At 69.3% G+C, this 17,690-nt stretch carries 16 protein-coding genes and 2 pseudogenes; 7 read left to right on the top strand and 11 right to left on the bottom strand.

Annotated elements, in window-relative coordinates; translation table 11 throughout:
- Positions 1–172 precede the first annotated feature (172 nt).
- Positions 173–439 (bottom strand): hypothetical protein, encoded by a 267-nt coding sequence (locus AB0D12_RS36860; RefSeq protein WP_327328027.1) that lies wholly within the window; start codon positions 437–439, stop codon positions 173–175.
- Between the two features lie 416 nt (positions 440–855).
- Between AB0D12_RS36860 and AB0D12_RS36855 the strand changes: the two genes are divergently transcribed.
- A complete protein-coding gene (locus tag AB0D12_RS36855) occupies positions 856–1,101 on the top strand; it encodes a hypothetical protein (protein ID WP_362693153.1) in 246 nt (81 codons plus the stop codon).
- A 319-nt stretch (positions 1,102–1,420) separates the two neighbouring features.
- Here the strand turns inward: AB0D12_RS36855 and AB0D12_RS36850 are convergent, their stop codons facing one another.
- From AB0D12_RS36850 to AB0D12_RS36820, 7 genes and pseudogenes are all read right to left on the bottom strand, one after another.
- Positions 1,421–2,020 carry a hypothetical protein gene (locus AB0D12_RS36850; protein ID WP_362693150.1) on the bottom strand — a complete coding sequence of 200 codons (600 nt, stop codon included), beginning with the start codon at positions 2,018–2,020 and terminating at the stop codon, positions 1,421–1,423.
- A gap of 310 nt (positions 2,021–2,330) precedes the next feature.
- Positions 2,331–4,025 (bottom strand): protein kinase, encoded by a 1,695-nt coding sequence (locus tag AB0D12_RS36845; RefSeq protein WP_362693147.1) that lies wholly within the window; start codon positions 4,023–4,025, stop codon positions 2,331–2,333.
- 262 nt (positions 4,026–4,287) lie between these two features.
- Positions 4,288–4,380, bottom strand: a pseudogene (locus AB0D12_RS36840) (IS5/IS1182 family transposase); the annotation flags it as partial.
- A gap of 167 nt (positions 4,381–4,547) precedes the next feature.
- Positions 4,548–5,405 (bottom strand): geranyl diphosphate 2-C-methyltransferase, encoded by an 858-nt coding sequence (locus AB0D12_RS36835; RefSeq protein ID WP_362693145.1) that lies wholly within the window; start codon positions 5,403–5,405, stop codon positions 4,548–4,550.
- 31 nt (positions 5,406–5,436) lie between these two features.
- Entirely contained in the window at positions 5,437–6,540 is a 1,104-nt protein-coding gene (locus tag AB0D12_RS36830) for a family 2 encapsulin nanocompartment cargo protein terpene cyclase (protein ID WP_362693141.1), read from the bottom strand.
- A gap of 323 nt (positions 6,541–6,863) precedes the next feature.
- Positions 6,864–8,276, bottom strand: coding sequence for a family 2B encapsulin nanocompartment shell protein (locus AB0D12_RS36825; RefSeq protein ID WP_362693138.1), 1,413 nt, complete (start codon positions 8,274–8,276; stop codon positions 6,864–6,866).
- Positions 8,266–8,490, bottom strand: a complete 225-nt coding sequence (locus AB0D12_RS36820; protein ID WP_362693135.1) for a hypothetical protein — start codon at positions 8,488–8,490, stop codon at positions 8,266–8,268. The genes AB0D12_RS36825 and AB0D12_RS36820 overlap by 11 nt, the downstream gene beginning before the upstream one ends.
- Positions 8,491–8,891: 401 nt before the next feature.
- On the opposite strand from AB0D12_RS36820, the gene AB0D12_RS36815 reads away from it, so the two are divergent.
- A complete protein-coding gene (locus AB0D12_RS36815) occupies positions 8,892–9,053 on the top strand; it encodes a hypothetical protein (RefSeq protein WP_362693132.1) in 162 nt (53 codons plus the stop codon).
- An 89-nt stretch (positions 9,054–9,142) separates the two neighbouring features.
- On the opposite strand, the pseudogene AB0D12_RS36810 reads toward AB0D12_RS36815, so the two are convergent.
- Positions 9,143–9,223 (bottom strand): annotated as a pseudogene (locus AB0D12_RS36810) (transposase); the annotation flags it as partial.
- 315 nt (positions 9,224–9,538) lie between these two features.
- Here AB0D12_RS36810 and AB0D12_RS36805 point away from each other — a divergent pair.
- Positions 9,539–9,946: a YciI family protein gene (locus AB0D12_RS36805; RefSeq protein ID WP_362693129.1), complete on the top strand. Its 408-nt coding sequence runs from the start codon at positions 9,539–9,541 to the stop codon at positions 9,944–9,946.
- Positions 9,947–9,954: 8 nt separating this feature from the next.
- The gene (locus AB0D12_RS36800; protein WP_362693165.1) at positions 9,955–11,100 is read left to right on the top strand and encodes a DUF6596 domain-containing protein; all 1,146 of its coding nucleotides are present in this window, start codon (positions 9,955–9,957) and stop codon (positions 11,098–11,100) included.
- A gap of 530 nt (positions 11,101–11,630) precedes the next feature.
- Here AB0D12_RS36800 and AB0D12_RS36795 read toward each other — a convergent pair.
- A complete protein-coding gene (locus tag AB0D12_RS36795) occupies positions 11,631–12,047 on the bottom strand; it encodes a VOC family protein (protein WP_362693126.1) in 417 nt (138 codons plus the stop codon).
- Between the two features lie 211 nt (positions 12,048–12,258).
- Here AB0D12_RS36795 and AB0D12_RS36790 point away from each other — a divergent pair, with 211 nt between their 5' ends.
- Positions 12,259–12,837 (top strand): AAA family ATPase, encoded by a 579-nt coding sequence (locus tag AB0D12_RS36790; protein ID WP_362693162.1) that lies wholly within the window; start codon positions 12,259–12,261, stop codon positions 12,835–12,837.
- A 429-nt stretch (positions 12,838–13,266) separates the two neighbouring features.
- Entirely contained in the window at positions 13,267–14,016 is a 750-nt protein-coding gene (locus AB0D12_RS36785) for an NAD(P)-dependent oxidoreductase (protein WP_362693123.1), read from the top strand.
- A gap of 362 nt (positions 14,017–14,378) precedes the next feature.
- Here the strand turns inward: AB0D12_RS36785 and AB0D12_RS36780 are convergent, their stop codons facing one another.
- The gene (locus AB0D12_RS36780) at positions 14,379–14,606 is read right to left on the bottom strand and encodes a hypothetical protein (protein ID WP_362693120.1); all 228 of its coding nucleotides are present in this window, start codon (positions 14,604–14,606) and stop codon (positions 14,379–14,381) included.
- Between the two features lie 466 nt (positions 14,607–15,072).
- On the opposite strand from AB0D12_RS36780, the gene AB0D12_RS36775 reads away from it, so the two are divergent.
- On the top strand, positions 15,073–17,622 hold the full coding sequence (locus AB0D12_RS36775) for a discoidin domain-containing protein (RefSeq protein ID WP_362693117.1): 2,550 nt from the start codon (positions 15,073–15,075) through the stop codon (positions 17,620–17,622).
- The last annotated feature ends 68 nt before the right edge of the window (positions 17,623–17,690 follow it).

Below are 17,690 nucleotides of genomic sequence, written 5' to 3'. Positions count from 1 at the left end.
CGATCTGGGAGTCAACCCGGAGACGCTGCGGAACTGGGTGCGGGCGGCCGGGGCGAACCGACCGAGGGGTCGCCGGGCGGAGGCGCCGGCGGGGCTAACGCCTGCCGACGCCGGGACGGGACGCCGGTGCCGCTCGGCGCGTCAGCCCCTGGGACCGCAAGCCTCGGACAGGTCAGCGGATGTCGCCCCGCCAGTCCCAATGCCTCACGTCATCGGCGCGTGGCCCGTACGTCGCTCGCCCGCCGGGCCCGAAGGCGCTGATTTCGGTGGGAAGAGCCGCGCCGGCGGCCAGTTCTGCCGCGCTCCATCCGGTCACATCCAGCAGCAGCCCGTCCAGCGGTCCACCCACCAGCTCCCGGTAGACGTGGCCCGGCTGGGGTCCCGGATCGGGGTCCTCATGGTCCGCCCCGTACACCCGACCCCGCATCAACTCGTCCATGCCCACCATCATCCCGACCACCACTGACAACAGGCCGCCCGGGACGGCTCCTGCTCCAGGGCACGCCAGGCGCCGGTGCAGCCGGTTCTGGCACAGTGCCGGTACCCGCGGTACAGCGCTGTGGCCGCGGGCTTCCACACATTGCGGTTCCACGCTGCCGGTCAAGGTGTGGGTTGAGTGTTCCGCGTGGCAGACGGCTGACCGGCACCGTCCGACGGGACAGCCGTCGGGTCGGCCGTCGGGTCGGCGACTCACCGTGCGGGAACTCGTGGACGCCGGCAGGTGCTGACGTCGACGCGGCGGGGAAGTCATCATAGATCCCTACCGGGCGTATGCAGGGCCGGTCCTGGACGGTACGGCTGACCGGCCATGCCGACCGGACGGCCACCGTGTCCTGCTCGACGGGTGCCTGCACCATGCCTGCAAGGTCACGGGACGTGGACGGGCTGCGCCGGTTCGCCGCCCTGCACGCGGCGTCGCCCGCCAAGGCCGCGAGGGTGCAGGCCTACGCCTCGTGTCAGTGCCGCGCGGCGGAGTGTGCCGCCCACGAGGGCATGCGGGTCCACTGCTCGGGCGGAACGGTGCTGGTACTGCGACATGATCCGGCCGTGGGCCGGTGGCACGGCACCTCGCTGAAGTGTGCACCGTGTGTGCGCCGTTGATGACCTACACGCGTGTCGTCGGCCTCCCCGCCCCCACGGCCCGCCCGCCGGCCGCACGGGAATCGATGAAGCGGCCCGAGCGGGCCGGGCAGCGTGCTCCGTCACCGCCGCGCCGGCTGCTGTGGCGGTCGGGTTCTCCTCCCCCACCCCCACCCCCACCCCCACCGGCGGGGACGATGACCCGCGTCGTGCACCTGGTCGGGCGCGGCACGCCCAGCGGCGCTCTCCCCGTGGCGGGCAGCGGCGTTGACACCCCGGGCCCGGCGGTGAGCTGCCGCCTGCCGGGCCCCGATGCCGTTGCGGGGGCGGGGGCCTGAGATCAGGAGGCAGCTGCGGTGGTCTCCTCGGCGGGCCCAGGCGCAGTCTCGGTCTTGATGGCCGTGTAGTAAACGGTCGAGCCCTGCTTGGCCCGCTCGACCCGGCTGCGGGCCACCAGACGCTCGGTGGTGGTGCGCACGAGGTTGTCGCTGATGTTGCGGGTCGGGTGCGTCTCGGCGAGGGCTGTGGCGATCTCGCGGGCCGTACGCGGCTCGCTCTGGCCGCTGAGGTGCTGGTGGATCAGGTCGGTGAGCGGCGCCACCATGTCCACGGGCTTCTGCACGGCCGCCTTCGCCGCGGGCTTCTTCTCTGCGGTCTTCCTGGCCGCTGCGGCGGTCTTCTTCGCGGTCTTCTTGGCCGGTGTGGTAGCGGCCGTCTTCCTGCCGCGGCGGGGTGCGGGCACTGCGGCTGCCGTCTCGTCGCCCAGGGCTGCGCTCATGCTCTCCAGAAGAGCGTGATCGGACTCCAGGGCGGCCAGTTGGACCTGCAGTGTTTCGATCTCCTCGCGGATGCGCTCCTGTTCCGAACGGATCCTCTCCAGGTCGGCGCGCACCTTGTCGGCGTACTCGGTTTTGAGGATGGTGTTCTCCTGTGTGGGCATGAGGGGCTCCTGATGTGTGCGTGGGGGTGTTGGGGACGGACTCTACTCACCTGTCGTGAGGAATGTGTGGGGGCAACCCCACAGAATTCTCCGACGCCCGGAACGACACACCGAAGGGCGATCCACTTGAACTGTCCGTACGAAGTCGGAACTCGGGTTCGGCAGCGCGAGATTGCTGAGCTTCGGCCTGTTGCCCCGCATCAAGCGGATCAACAAGGGAAGTTGTACCGGCCGGTGGCCGCGAGGACGTAACTCCCAAGGCGTGGGCCGCGCTTGTCGGCCACGCCGCCTGCGCGTAGCTGACAGCGGGTCAGCTCTCGGCCGGCATCACCCGCGTCACCTTGCCCTTGAGATCGGCGTCCAGGTAGCCGCTGGCGTAGTCGTCGGCGAGGTAGACCGCCAGGCCGAGAGGGGTGTGGAAGGTTTCGTCGGCGGGCCGGACCACGAGGTAGCGCATGGTCGGCTTCTTCACGTTCAGGTCCTTCTCCGCCCTTCTCAGCAGGGCGGGGACGACGTCCCAGTCGAAATCGTCCAGGCTGAACGGCCGGTCGCCGCCCGACAGCGTGCTGCTGATGATGCCCTTCACGACTCCCTCGCCGACGCGGTAGGTGTAGCTGTCGTACCGCGTGTTGCTGCCCTTGACCATGATGTCCACGGACACGTACTCCGGGTAGACGGTGAGGTCGGACGCACGGTCGGTGCCCGTCGCGGCCTTGATCTCCTTGACCGCCGTCCGGATGCCGTCCGGTGTCAGCAGATCGCTCTTCGCGACGGAGTTCGAGGGTGCGGAAGTGGGCGTGGGCGTGGGAGTCGGTGTCGGAGTGCGCGATCCGGTGACGTAGGAACCGCCTGGTGAGTTCGACGCCGTGTCGCCCCCCTGCTTGTTGCCGTCCGGCAACAGGGCCCACACCAGGACGCCGATCAGGAGGGTGACTACGACGGACGTCGCGACCGCGATCCGGTGCTTCCCACGGTTCGTCGGCGGCGGAGTCTGCCGTGTCGGGCCCGCTGGGTAGGGAGTCGGCGACCCTATCGGTCCCCGCACGGCGTCCTGCGGAGTCGGCTGTCCGAAGCCTGCCGGTACGGACGGCCCGGTCGCCTCTCCCGGCGGGGGCGTCAGCCGGTACGACGTGGGCTCGCCGGTCCCCCTCGGAGAGCTCGGGCCGCCCTCCATGGCAGACGCGAGCATCCGGTCGACGGTATCCGGGTCCGGCCGCGCGGCCGGGTCCTTGACGAGTACGGCGGCCAGTACCCCGGTCAGGGGCCCCGCCCGGTGAGGCGGCGGAAGCTCCTCGCGGAGGACGGCCGCCAGCGTCGCCAGCGTTGTCGCCCTGCGCAGCGGATTGTTCCCCTCGACGGCGACGTACAGCATCATCGCCAGCGACCACAGGTCGGAGGCGGGCCCGCCGTCGTCGCCGGAGATCCGCTCGGGGGCCATGTAGTCGGGCGTGCCAATGATGGACCCGGTCGCGGTCAGGACGGTCGACTCCCTGATCGCGGCGATGCCGAAGTCGGTGAGCACCGGGCGGCCGTCCGGCCGCAGCAGCACGTTCGCGGGCTTGACGTCCCGGTGCTGGATCCCGACGTCGTGCGCGGCCCGCAACGCGGCCAGCACCTCTCGCCCGAGCCGGGCGGCCTCGACGGGCGCCATCGGCCCCTTGTCCAGCCGGTCCTGGAGCGATCCGCCGGTCACCAGTTCCATGACGAGCCACGGGTAGGCGAGCCCACCGTCGTCCACCACGTGGTGGATAGTCACCACGTTGGGATGGTCCACTCGGGCGAGCGCCCGCGCCTCCCGCAGTACCCGGGCCCGCAGCATCGCCGCCGCCTCCGGGTCGTACTCCGCAAGCCCCGGATCGGACGACCGCACCTCCTTGAGTGCCACGGCCCGGTCCAGCACCAGATCACGCGCCCGCCACACCATCCCCATACCGCCGCCACCGAGCCGCGCCTCCAGCTCGAAGCGTCCATCGATGACCCGTCTGCCGGATTCCCCGTCGCTCATGGCCGGGAGCCTACGAGACGCCGGTGACACCCTGCAGACCGGGCACTCCCAAGCATCGGCCGCCGGCAGCATCTGCCCATGGCGCACACCAGAGTCACCCGACGCCATCGGCTGCGTGCTGCCAAGGGTGGGCATCGGCTCGGACTACGGCGAAGGCAGGCGAAGTCCCCTGGCCCCCCGCAGGCCACCAGCCGCCACAACCACCCAGAACAACCATAAAACCCCAGCAGAGACCAGGACCACACACGTCGAGGCCCCTGCCTCTACGCTCGGCACGCCAGGCGGACAGGACCGGCTCGATCAACTCCCAGCGGGCGTCGGACAGATCACTGGGATAGCTGCGAAGTCCGGGCATGTTCGAGCAGTACCTGCGAGCCTCGCGGCAGTGCAGGGCGCAAACAGCGGTCTATGGGAGCGTCTCGGGATCAGACAGGAGCGAGCCCTCATAGGCTGGTGTGAACAGGCTCTCCCCTGGGGGCCGGCCGAGGTGCTGGGGCCAGGCGGCTCGGTGGCCGGCGCGGTTCAGACCTTGTCTGCTGCGACCAGCAGATACTGGAAACTGCCGTCCTTGTAGGCGTCCAGGAAGGCCTTCTCGATGCCGGTGGCCAGGGGTGACTTGGCGCGCAGTTCCCAGTAGGGGATGGTGGCCGCGGTGAGGTCAATGACGCTGACGGGGACGAGGCGGTTGGCGGCCATTTCCTTGAAGTAGCTGCTGCGGGGATGAATGCTGCAGATGTAGTGGGCGTTGATCTCGCTGACGGCCCGGGACGGCAGTCCGTAGGCGTCGTTGTAGCAGCCGGTGACGGTGACGTAGCGACCGCCGTGCTTGAGGAGCCTGGCGTACTCGGGGAACAAGAGGGCCAGGTCCACGTACATGGTGCTCTCGTTGTTCCAGATAGCCTGGAAACTGTCGCTCTCGAAGCCGGTGTGGAGCATGTTCTTGAGGTGGAAGCGGACCTTTTCGTCTACGCCGCGTTCCTTGGCCTGGCCGTTGGCAAAGGCGACCTGGGTTTCGGAGATGGAGACGCCGTCGACGCGACAGCCGAAGCGGCTGTGGGCGACGAAGCTGCTGCCGCCGCGGCCCGAACCGGAGTCCATGAGGCGGTCTGCAGGGGTGATGTCGCCGAGGTGGGTCATCAGCAGGTCGGCCTGGGCGCATTCCAGGCGATGGAGCTCGGCCGTGAGGCGTTCCTGGCGGGTTTCCTCGGGGCCCTCGAGGACGGACCAGTCCACGTCGCCGATGCCGTAGTGGTGGTGGTAGATGCCGTCGACCTCGCCCAGGCGAAGGTTGACGGGGTTCTTCTCCTGATTCCAGTAGGTGGCGACGGACTTCTGGTAGAGGCTTCGCAGGGGATGGGTGGTGGTGTCCTGGACGGCCATGGGTTCTCCTTTTGCGGGGTTCTTTACGGGTTCAGTTCGCGTTCTGGTAACGGGCGCTGGTGGCGTGCCACTGTTTGCTGCCGCCCATCCACGCCCACAGACCGGCCAGGTAGCGGCGCAGTTGGGGGGAGCCGGCCGCTGCCAGGACGGCGCAGTCGGCCTGGACGGTGTGCATGAGTTCGTCGTGGATGGCTGCCGTGCGGTCGACGGCTTCTTGGAGGGAGCAGTTGTCCTCGGCGGCGATGAGGTTGGGCAGGTTGGTGTCTGTGGGGTCTTCCTTGGCCATCGAATAGAGGTCGTTGAGCAGGACGTTGGCCATGCCTGCGTAAAGGTAGGTGCGGCGCACGGTGGGGTCGGCGAACTCGTGGGCGGGCAGTTCGTAGCCGCCGACCGGGTCGATCAGCACCATGCAGGGGTAGAAGGCGTTCTCGTAACGGTGCAGGAGGTACTCCCACACCGCGGGCCTGCGCCCGCTGCTGCGCCATTCGGCTTCTTGCCCGTATGCGACGAACATGACGTCGAGTTCGTGGCGCAGACGTGCCACTTGGGTGGTGCTGGCGACCTGGGACAGGTGGGCGAGGCTGGATCGGAAGGCGCGCAGGACGGGCTGCCGGTGAACGAGTTCTTCGAACTGCGCGAGGTAGCGGGCGGGGAGGCGGACAGGGTCGATCACCGCGTGGGCCATCGCGAGGCGGGAGCCCAGGAGCTCCGGTTCTGTGTCGTCGCCCTCGTCGACCCAGTGGTCGTCCACGGACCATTCCGCGAGCCCGCAGCGGGCCGCGGCCAGCAGGCGGTCGGGGTCGTCGCAGTCGGGATGCGCGAGCATGAACAGGCGCCCGAACTGGTGCGAGCGCAGGCGTTCGAGGCGGCCGGTGAAGATGCCGATCTCCGCGGCCCAGTCGACCAGGCGGTTGTTGACCTCCTCCCCGAGGGCGGGGTCGTCACGCACCGCGTCGGGGCAGTACAGGGGCGGGATCCGCACCGCCGTGTCCTGGCCGGCCGAGGGGTCTTGCGTGGCGGACGGTGGGACGTCGTCCTGTCGGGCGGACTGCGCCACTTGCGACGCCGTGGAGGGGGTGAGGGAGCGGATGGCGCGGGCGGCGGCCGTGCCCAGCCCGGCGGGGCCGGCCAGCACGCGCTCAAGCGCGACGTGCGAGGGCGGGGCCGGTAGGGCCTGCGCGGTCGTACGGGGTGTCGGGGCCGTGGGGAGGACTGGTGGGCGGGCGGCCGGCGGCCCGTTCCATGTCCATGGGGGGACGCCGGCGCCACTGGTTCGGGTCATGCGAGGAGTGCCTTTCGGATGGGCGGGTGGGCGCGCCTGCTGGTGGCCGCGCGTGCGAGGCATGCGCGGTATGCCTGCGTGGGGTGTCATACGTGGGCGAAGCCCGAGCGGCCGCGGACGGCGTGCGGCCGGCCGCGCCGGGGCAGCGGGGCGGTTGGGGTGCCCGTCAGCTGCGGTCAGCGCCAGCGGCCGACTTCGACGTTCTCCAGGATGCCGAGAGCGTCGGGGACCAGGATCGCGGCCGAGTAGTAGGCGGTGACGAGGTAGGAGATGATCGCCTGCTCGTCGATGCCCATGAAACGCACCGACAGGCTCGGCTCGATCTCGTCCGCGATCCCCGACTGCCGCAGCCCGATCACGCCCTGGTCGTCTTCACCCGTGCGCATGCACAGGATCGAGGTCGTACGAGCTTCACTGACGGGGATCTTCCCGCACGGATAGATCGGCACACCGCGCCAGGAAGGGACGCGGTGACCGCCGATGTCCACCCGCCCCAGGGACAGGCCGCGCTTGTTGCACTCGCGGCCGAACGCGGCGATGGCCCGCGGGTGGGCGAGGAAGAACTTGTTGCCGCGCCGCCGCGAGAGCAACTCGTCCATGTCGTCGGGACTGGGCACCCCGTCATGCGGCTGGAGGCGCTGCGCGTAGTCGCAGTTGCTGAGCAGCCCGAACTCCGGGTTGTTGACGAGCTCGTGTTCCTGGCGCTCGCGCAGCGCCTCAAGGGTGAGACGGAGCTGCTGCTCGGTCTGGTCCATCGGATCGTTGTAGAGGTCGGCGACGCGGCTGTGGATTTTCAGGACCGTCTGCGCGATGGAGAGCTCGTACTCGCGCGGCTTGGGCTCGTAGTCGACGAAGGTGTGTGGGATGAGTGGCTCGCCCACGTGTCCGGCCGCGAGGTCGATCGCCGCCTCGCCGTACCTATTGGTGCGCTGCTGCGGGAGCGCCGCGACCGTGTCCAGGTGGCTGCCCAGCGACGGGGCGCGTGCGGCGAGGTTGTCGACGTCCCTCCTGGACAGCACCAGCACCGTGCAGGCGGTGGTGGCGCGGAACGTGCACTCCCAGGCCGGGTCCGTTTCGGTCAGACACTGGTCGCCGAAGTAGGCGCCGTCGGCCAGGAATCCCAGAACGGCGTCTCCGCCGTAGGGTCCGGTGCCAACTTTGTCGACGCGGCCGTGCGCCAGCAGGAAGACGCGGTCGTTCGCGTCGCCGGCACAGGCCAGCACCGTGCCCGGCGCACAGTCGACCTGCTCGCAACGACCGGCCAGCTCGCCCAGCACCGCCTCGTCGCCGTACCCCCTGAGCGCCGGCAGCTCCCCCAGCTCTGCCGGGATGACCGAGACCCGCCCGCCGGTCTGCACGAACGTCACCCGCCCGTCACCCACGGCGTAGCTCAGCCGCCGGTTCACCCGGTAGGTTCCGCCCTGCACATCCACCCACGGCAGCATCCGTAGCAGCCACCGCGAGGAGGTCTCCTGCATCTGCGGAACGGACTTCGCGGTCGTCGCCAGGTTCCGCGCGGCGGACGTCGCCAGACTCTGCTGCCCGGACGCTTGTGCTTGGACGGCTTCCCGGTCGGCTTCAACGGTCATACGTGATCCTCAGCTCTCCTGTAGGTGCCGACTCACCCTCCTTCTTCATCACTTCGCCTGTCATCACACGAAAGAAGGCGAATGCCCCTTTCCTGTCCGGGGTAGCCAGGCAACCGTGTCGTTTCTTCGCACAAACATCCACATGCCGTCGATCGCTGCCGACGCCGTAGGTGATCTCGGCACGGGTGATGTAGCTGATGGCGAGGACCTCCACGACGAGGCGGATCTTTGCCCGGCGGTGGAACTGCCCACTGAGGTTTTCGGCTTGGCATCGGGTAATGACAGTTGCTCATCACCTCGACGCGGTCGTCGAGTTCGCTGACGCGCACCTCAGGCTCCCGATCCGGCGGAACAGGGCCCGCAGCTGGGCGGGCCGCACGGCCACGGTCTCGGCCTGAAGCGCGTCGGGCCACGCCCGAACGGGGTTGATGTGACTGCCGCCGCGCGCGGCCTGGAAGGCGACCTCGAGCCGGTCGCACACCACGCACTGGAAGGTCCGGTCCGGCGACCCGTGACAAGGCGGGAGACCTGTGGCTCTACAAGGGCACCGGCGACTACAAGGCGCCCTTCGAGGCCCGCACCAAGGTTGGCGCCGGCTGGAACACGCACAACCGTGTGCTGTCCGTAGGCGACCTCGACGCCGACGGCAAGACCGACATCGTCGCCCGTACGACAGCGGGTGACCTGTACCGGTACTCCGGCACCGGTGACGCGACCAGTCCGCTCAGCAAGCCGGTCAAGATCGGTTGGGGCTACAACACCTACAACCTGCTGTAAGAGTCGACGCCTGAGCAGCGAGAGGACATCGGGGTACGTGCCCGCCCGCCGTATCCCGAACTCATGCGCCTCTCATCGGGGCCTCAGGAGCGTCGGACCTCGTCGAGTGCGTTGCCCGCGAGCTTGACGACGTGGAAGGCATCGAGCACCGCGACCGCGTCGGGCAGCTTGACGTCGAGGATGTGCATGCCCTCCACGCCGAGGAATTCATCGGTCCGAGCGCACCACAACGCGCCAGGACCACACGAAGGTGACGCACGCGAGGCCTTCTCTTGATTCAGTTGCTTGGTCGCTGCTGATCTTGGAAGGCCTCGCTCCGTCGCGCCCTCGCGCCACGCGGTGGACCCGCGCACCGCGAGACGGCTCACCCAGGCTCATCTACGAGAGCCAAAAAATCGGACGGCGATGTCGAGAACCCGTGACTGGCTCCGTCCCTGCAGTGAACGCGACCACAATGGGTCGCACCAGCACCGAGGAGAATCACGATGGCCAAGTACCTGCTGCTCAAGCACTACCGCGGCGCTCCGACTGCGGTCAACGACGTGCCGATGGACCAGTGGACGCCGGAGGAGATCTCGGCGCACGTGCAGTACATGAACGACTTCGCGGCCCGGCTCGAGGGGACCGGCGAGTTCGTCGACGGTCAGGCGCTCGCCCCCGAGGGGACGTGGGTCCGGTACGACGGCGAGGATCGCCCCCCGGTCACCGACGGCCCGTTCGCCGAGACCAAGGACCTCATCGCCGGCTGGATGGTGATCGACGTCGACAGCTACGAGCGCGCCGTCGAGCTGGCCGGGGAGCTGTCGGCCGCCCCTGGGGCGGGCGGGAAGCCGATCCACGAGTGGCTCGAGCTGCGCCCGTTCCTGGCCGCGCCGCCCACCATCACGGAGTGACCTCTGAGATGAACGAGCTCCTGCTCCGGAGCCTCACGCCGAGCGTGCTCGGGATCCTCGTCCGCCGCGGAGCCGAATTCGCGGCGGCCGAGGACGCCGTGCAGGACGCGCTGGTCGAGGCGGTCCGCGTCTGGTCGGCCGACCCGCCGCGGGACCCGAAGGGCTGGCTGGTCACCGTGGCCTGGCGCCGGTTCCTCGACGCGACCCGGGCGGACGCCGCCCGCCGCCGGCGTGAGGACCTCGTCGACGAGGAGCCGGTGCCCGGGCCCGCGCCCGCGGTGGACGACACGCTCCAGCTCTACTTCCTGTGCGCCCACCCGTCGCTGACGCCGTCGTCCGCGGTCGCGCTCACGCTGCGCGCCGTCGGCGGGCTGACCACCCGCCAGATCGCCCAGGCCTACCTGGTGCCCGAGGCGACCATGGCGCAGCGCATCAGCCGGGCCAAGCGCACCGTCTCCGGCGTGCGGTTCGACCAGCCCGGCAACGTCGCCACCGTGCTGCGCGTCCTCTACTTGGTCTTCAACGAGGGCTACTCCGGCGACGTCGACCTCGCCGCCGAGGCCATCCGGCTCACCCGGCAGCTCGCGGCCGCGATCGACCACCCCGAGGCGGCGGGGCTGCTCGCCCTCATGCTGCTCTACCACGCCCGGCGCGCCGCCCGGACCGCGCCCGACGGCAGCCTGGTGCCGCTCGCCGAGCAGGACCGCGGCCGGTGGGACACTGAGTCGATCGCCGAGGGCGTCGAGATCCTGCAGGCGGCCCTCGCCCGCGACCGGCTGGGCGAGTTCCAGGCCCAGGCCGCCATCGCGGCACTCCACGCCGACGCGCCCACCACCAAGGAGACTGACTGGGTGCAGATCGTCGAGTGGTACGACGAGCTCGCGCGCCTGACCGACAGCCCGGTCGTCCGTCTCAACCGCGCCGTGGCCGTCGGCGAGGCCGACGGACCGCGCGCCGGCCTGGCGGCACTCGCGGCGCTGGACGACTCACTGCCCCGCCACGCCGCGGTGGCGGCGTACCTCCACGAGCGCGACGGCGACCTGGCGACGGCGGCACGGCTGTACGCCGAGGCGGCCCAAAAGGCACCCAACCTCGCCGAGCGCAACCACCTGACGCGCCAGGCCGCCCGGCTCAACGCCCGCCGGTATCGCTGACGGGTCGCGCTCGGATTTTCCCGCGACACTTGGCGCGGCCCCGTGGCCAGAGCAGTCGCCTCAAAGTGAGCAGGCGGGTCGAGACCAGCTGCACGACGCGTTGCCGGCGGGGAACCTTGGCGGCGACAACATGCGCACTGGAGGCGTGGTATCTCAATAGACCCGCCCGCTGAAGTGCCCGGTGAAGGTGACCCATCTGCGACGGTTCGGCTCTCTGAAAAGCGGCTCACCCAGGCTCATCCATGAAGAGCAGCATCAAAGATCTCCGGCACCCGCGGTGGTGCTCACCGGCACGGCTCGTCAGCTCCTCGGCGCTGTCCTGGTCACCAACGGCCACGTCACCGCAGGCTTCGGCCCGCTCGCCACGTCGCAAAAGCTCCGCCTCGCCGCCCAACGGTGCTCGATGGTGGGTCTACCATCCCCGCGCGCGCGCGAGAGCGGTGGCGGCCGACGACGGCTGCCCCTGATCCCGGGCCGCCCCAGGGGCCCGGCACCGGTGGCAGGGCCCTTGGAGACGATGCCAGGGAGCGTCAGGCCCCGGCCTCAGTGACGTTGACCATCCAGCCGATCTCGAACTTGTCCGTGCACATGCCGAACACGTCGCCCCACATCTGCTTCTCCAGCGGGACCGACACGCTTCCCCCGTCGGACAGCTTCTCCCAGTAACCGCGCAGCTCATCCGCGTCGTCGCCGCTCAGACTCACGGCGAAGTTGTTGCCGGGCTTGCGCTCCATGCCGGGAGGGTTGTCGGCACCCATGAGCGTGAAGCCGCTCGGGGTCTCCAGCTGGCCATGCATGATCTTGTCAGCGTACCCGGGCGGCGCCTCGGAGCCGAAGTCGCCGAAGGTGTGGACCGTCAGGGTGCCGCCGAAGACGTCCTTGTAGAACTCCATGGCTTGCTTGGCGTCACCGGCGAAGCTGATGTACGGGTTGAGTCGAGAGGCCACAGCATGATCCTTTCGTGATGGTTTGTCAGGACTGCACAGTAGCCCCGGTCGACCCCCGCCGTCGTGATCTCCATCGCCTTCTGGACGGCTTCGATCCCATTGCACCCGCCGGCCACCTACATCCTGTGGGCGGCCGAGTTCGCCGGGGCTGTGGGGCAGTTCGGTCATCTACCCTCTCAAGGCCTTGATCGCTGCCGCACGGAGGATTCGCATGACCTTGCATCTGGTACCCATCGACTGCGAGCGGGCTGCCGGGGCTGTCCTGCTGACCGGCATTCCCGGGAGCGGTAAGTCCACGGTGGCCGCTGCGCTGGCCGTCCGGCTTGGGATGTCGGCCCATGTTGAGGTCGATGCACTCCAGCGGATGATCGTCAGCGGTGGCCAATGGCCCTCGCCGACCGGGAACGCGGAAGCCGACCGGCAGATCCTCCTGCGGGCTCGCAACGCGTGTCTTCTGGCTGACAGCTTCGCGAGGGCGGGCTTCATCCCCGTGCTCGACGACGTCGTGGTCCGCCGTTCCCACCTTGACTTCTACCGCACGACGTTCACGGCCAAGCCGCTCCACATCGTCATCCTGGCTCCGGGCCCGGCGACAGCGTGGCAGCGCAACCAGGCACGGCAGAAGGTCTTGGCTACGGACTGGGCTCACTTGGACGCGGCGATGCGCGCAGAACTCGAGCAGGAGGGAACCTGGATCGACAACACGGCGCAGACGCTCGAAGAAACGGTCGAGGCGGTCCTGTCCGTGACCGGCCTGGCATCCACTTCCGAGACGGATCAAGCTCTGTGATGATCACCGGGTGCCGCGTGGAGATCTGACGGATACGCAGTGGGTTCGGCTGGAGACGCTGTTACCCAGGGGCGTTGCGGTGTACATCGCGTACAGACCCGACCTCGGCTCGGCGATCGGAATCGGCGCCGCCATCGTCACCCTCCTGGTCCTTCTTCTGCAAGGTGAGCCAACAGCGAGCCGTCTGTGAAGAACCGACCGTCCGCAGTCAGGAGCACAGTCATGTCCGACATTGCCGGGGCATCCTCGCCCTCTGCTCACCGCGTCCCCAGACCCGCTCATGTCGGCTCCCCAGTCGCTCGCCGCGACGACCGGAGATGAGAGGATCATCGTCGGCCCGAATGGGCGCGATTGAGGTCTTTCAGGGGAGGCACAGTGGGGCTGGGAACGGTGGTCGTTACTGGTGCGGCAGGGAATATCGGCTCGGTCGTGCGGCAGTCCTTGCGCACAGAGGTGAGCCAGCTGGTCCTGCTCGATCGCGTTCCGCTTCAGCAAGAGGCAGCAAACGAGGTGGTCCACACCGTCGACCTGCGAGATGCCCCCGCCGTAGAAGCCGCGCTCTCGGGTGCGGATGCCGTGCTCCACCTGGGCGGGCTGCCGGATGAAGCACCGCTGCCCGACCTCCTGGAAGCCAATGTGCTGGGTACCCACCATGTCCTGGAAGCCGCCCGGCGCACGGCGATACCGCGTGTAGTGCTGGCCAGCAGCAACCGCGTGACCGGGTTCTATCCCACAGCGCATCTCACCGGCCCGCAAGAACCGGTGCGCCCGGATGGTCTGTACGGGGTGAGCAAGGCAGCCATCGAGGCCCTGGGACAGCTCTATGCGGACAAGTTCGGCCTCTCCGTGATCTGCCTGCGCATCGGCAGCTTCGAGGAGGCCCCCACCGAGCCCCGCCACCTCGCGACCTGGTTGAGCCCGCGGGATGCCGTCGGCTTCAGCAGGGCCGCACTCACCGCCCCTCTCTCCACTCGCTTTGCCACCGTGTACGCCGTCTCCGCCAACACCCGCCGCTTCTGGGAACTCCCCACGGAATCCGAACTGGCCTACACACCCGCCGACAACGCCGAAGTACACGCAGCGCACATCACCGACGCCCACGTCCCTGCCGACCCCTCAGCTCCGCAAGCCGGCCCGTACGCCCTGCCCGAATTCACGTTGAAGCACACACAGCCCTGACTGACCTTGGCCCACCGCTCGGGCGCTCGCAGATGGCTCGCCGAAGTGAGGAACCAAGAGCAGAAGTGGGGAATTTCAAATCTACGAGCGCCAACAACAACGAGCCCACGGGCAACGACCCCTTCGAGAAGCCGGGTCAGAACGAAGAGAAACAGGGGCGCTGCCCGGCTCACACGCCTGAGGGCAGGCGTCTGCGGCACGGGGCAGAGACGGCCTTCGTCCACAGAATGAGCACGGCGGCCGGTCCCGCGCTCATCAGTCTCGGCACCCTCTGGCTCTGCCGCCGCTGACCTGAGCCCTGCTCCAGTCGGCGCCGGCCAAGTGCCAGCCTCAGCAGCGCCACGACGTGACCTGCGTCAGGTTCAATGCCAGTACGAGGGCTCGCCCCCTGGCTGGTCGGTGGAGAGCCCCCACACGCACAACACGACGAACACCAGCACGATCAGCAGGAAGCACCCGCATCCGGTGAGCTGCTCACGCAGCTGGGCTTGCCGCCCTTGACGGGTATCGGTCCGCCAGCTCGGGTCGACGGATGCTGTGCCGTTGTCGAGGGCATCAGCCAGGTGCTGCACATCCTCGTAGTGATACACCCGCGATGTGCTCGGTCCCCACGTGCCGTAGCCCGTCCGCGTCTCGCACCGTACACCGTGAGCTGCGGCGACCTCGTGGACGCAGCTTTGACGCACGCGACAGACCGCCGCGGCTTGTCGGGCTCTCAGCCAAGCACGGCCGTCGCTCTGCTCGTCCGCCGTCATCCACGCCCCCGTATCTCCTGGAGGAGATACCCAGTTGTCGGCGCGATGAGCCCGAAGGGCGAAGGTAATCCGAAACCGCCACGACATGCGTGAATCCGTAGCTCGCCGCATGGAAGAGGATCGTCCAATCGCGGCCCAGAACGGGCTGAACCTCCCACGACGAACACCGCTTGACGCCCGTCACGTCGTGGCTGTCCGTGATGACCGCAGAGTCTTTACAACCCTGGGGCGTGCTGCCATGGTCATGTCCCACGTGGCGTCGCCGCGGAAGGCGACGCCCTATTCGTGGGGGGACGTCGACATGATCCGTGGCTTCGCACCGTTGCGTTTCAGACGACTGTCCCGGTTCAGATCCCGGAGCCTGATCCTGCCGGCCCTGACCGCAACCCTCGCGGTTCTCCTCCCCCTCCTCATCTTCGGCGGCAGCGCGAGTGCCGGACCGGGGCAGGCTCTGCCCGCGGGGGACCCGACGTCCCCGCCGCCGGCCCCGCACCACCAGGCCGCCCCCGCCGCAGCCATGGAGCCCGCCGCGCCCACCCTGCCCCGCGACGGCTGGACCGCGACCGCGAGCGACCACGAGACGGCAAGGGGCGACCACAGTCCAGCCCGCGCCCTGGACGCCGACCCCAACACCATGTGGCACAGCAAATGGACAGCACCGGCGACCGCGTTGCCGCACAACATCACCATCGACATGAAGAAAACGGTGGTCGTCTCCGCGCTGGTCTACCAGCCGCGAGCCACCGGCATCAACGGCCGGGTCGGCGAGTACGCGATCCACCTCAGCGCCGACGGAGCCGCGTGGGGTGCTGCCGTGGCCACCGGCACTCTGGCCGACGACAACACCGTCAAGACCCTGAGCTTCGCGCCCAAGGGCGCCCGCTACATACGCCTGACCGCGACCACCGAGGCCGGCAGTCGCGGCCCGTGGACCAGCGCCGGCGAGATCAACCTGCTCGGCGATCCGGGCACCACCGCCTCCGTGGTCGATCTGCCCCGCGACGGCTGGACCGCGACCGCGAGCGACCAGGAGACGGCGAAAGGCGACCACAGGGCCACCCGCGCCCTGGACGCCGACCCCGACACCATGTGGCACAGCAAGTGGACCGCCCCGGCCACCGCGTTGCCGCACAGCATCACCATCGACATGAAAACGGCCCGCCCCGTCTCCGCCCTCTCCTACGAGCCCCGCCGCACCGGCGTCAACGGCCGTATCGGCGCCTACACCGTCACCACCAGCACCAACGGCACCAGCTTCAGCACTCCGGTGGCGAGCGGCACTTGGAAGGACGACGACACGTTGAAGGGCGCCACCTTCACGCGTACCGTCACCGCGCGCTACGTACGGCTCACCGCGACCACCGAGTCGGGGCGCCGCGGGCCGTGGTCCTCAGCGGCCGAGATCCGGGTCAGCGGTCCCGCCGACCCCGCCGCCCACGGCATGTGGGGCAAGGTGACGGGCTTCCCGCTGGTGCCCGTCGCCACCGCGGTGCTGCCCAACAACAAGATGCTCGCGTGGTCCGCGTACGGCGTCGACCGCTTCGGCGGCAGCAACGGCTACACCCAGACCGCGATCATGGACCTCGCGACCGGCCGCGTCACCCAGCGCCGCGTGGACAACACCGGGCACGACATGTTCTGCCCCGGCATCGCGGTGCTCGAGGACAGCCGGGTCCTGGTCACCGGCGGCTCCAACGCCAAGCGCGCCAGCATATACGACCCCGCGACCGACGCATGGACCTCGACCGCGGACATGAACGTCGCACGCGGCTACCAGGCGATGACGCTCCTTTCCACCGGTGACGCCTTCGTCCTCGGCGGATCCTGGAGCGGCGGCAACGGCGGCAAGGGCGGTGAGGTCTGGTCCTCCGGCAACGGCACATGGCGCAAGCTCAGCGGCGTCCCCGTCACCACGGCCATGACCGCCGACCCGCGCGGCCCCTACCGCGCCGACAACCACCAGTGGCTGCACGCCACCTCGATGGGGCGCGTGCTGCAGCTCGGCCCCAGCAAGCGGATCAACTGGATCTCCACCAGCGGCAACGGCAGCATCACCGCGGCCGGCACCCGCGCCGACAGCCCGGACGCGATGAACGGCAACGCGGTCGCATACGACATCGGCAAGCTGCTCACCCTGGGCGGCGCCACCGCGTACGAGAACGTGAAGGCGACCAGGCGCGCCTACACCGTCGACCTCAACGGGGGCGGTACGCCGGTCAGTTCCCGCACCGGCGACATGGCCTACGCCCGCGCCTTCGGCAACAGCGTCGTGATGCCGGACGGCAAGGTCGCGGTCTTCGGCGGCCAGTCCTACCCGGTCCCGTTCAGCGACGCGACCTCGGCGATGACCCCCGAGATCTGGGACCCGGCGACAGGCAGGTTCTCGCGGATGGCGTCGATGGCGGTGCCGCGCAACTACCACAGCGTCGCCAACCTGCTGCCCGACGGCCGCATCTTCAGCGGCGGTGGCGGCCTGTGCGGCGCCTGCGCCACCAACCACGCCGACGGGGCGATCTTCACCCCGCCCTATCTCCTCAACGCCGACGGCACCGAGAAAACCCGGCCCGTCATCAGCGGCGGCGTCCCGGCCCAGGCGGCCAACGGGGCGAAACTCGCGGTGACCACCGACTCGGAGGTCACCTCGTTCGCGCTGGTCCGGGCGGGCGCCGCGACCCACTCCACGGACAACGACCAGCGCCGCGTGCCGCTCACCTTCCGCCAGACAGGCACCGGGGCCTATGAGGTCGCGGTGCCGGCCGACCCGGGCGTGGCTCTTCCAGGCACATACTTCCTCTTCGCGCTGAACGCCCAAGGAGTGCCCAGCAAAGCCGCCATGCTCAACCTGCACTGACGCCAAGCGTCCGCAGCGTCCTTCAGCGGCTGTTTGCGATGGAGCCCTTCCGCTCGTGGTACTGACCG

The organism is Streptomyces sp. NPDC048479 (assembly GCF_040651435.1).
In the GTDB taxonomy this organism is placed as follows: Bacteria; Actinomycetota; Actinomycetes; order Streptomycetales; family Streptomycetaceae; genus Streptomyces.
Note: the sequence above shows the minus strand (reverse complement) of the source record. Positions and strands in the feature narration are given on the sequence as shown.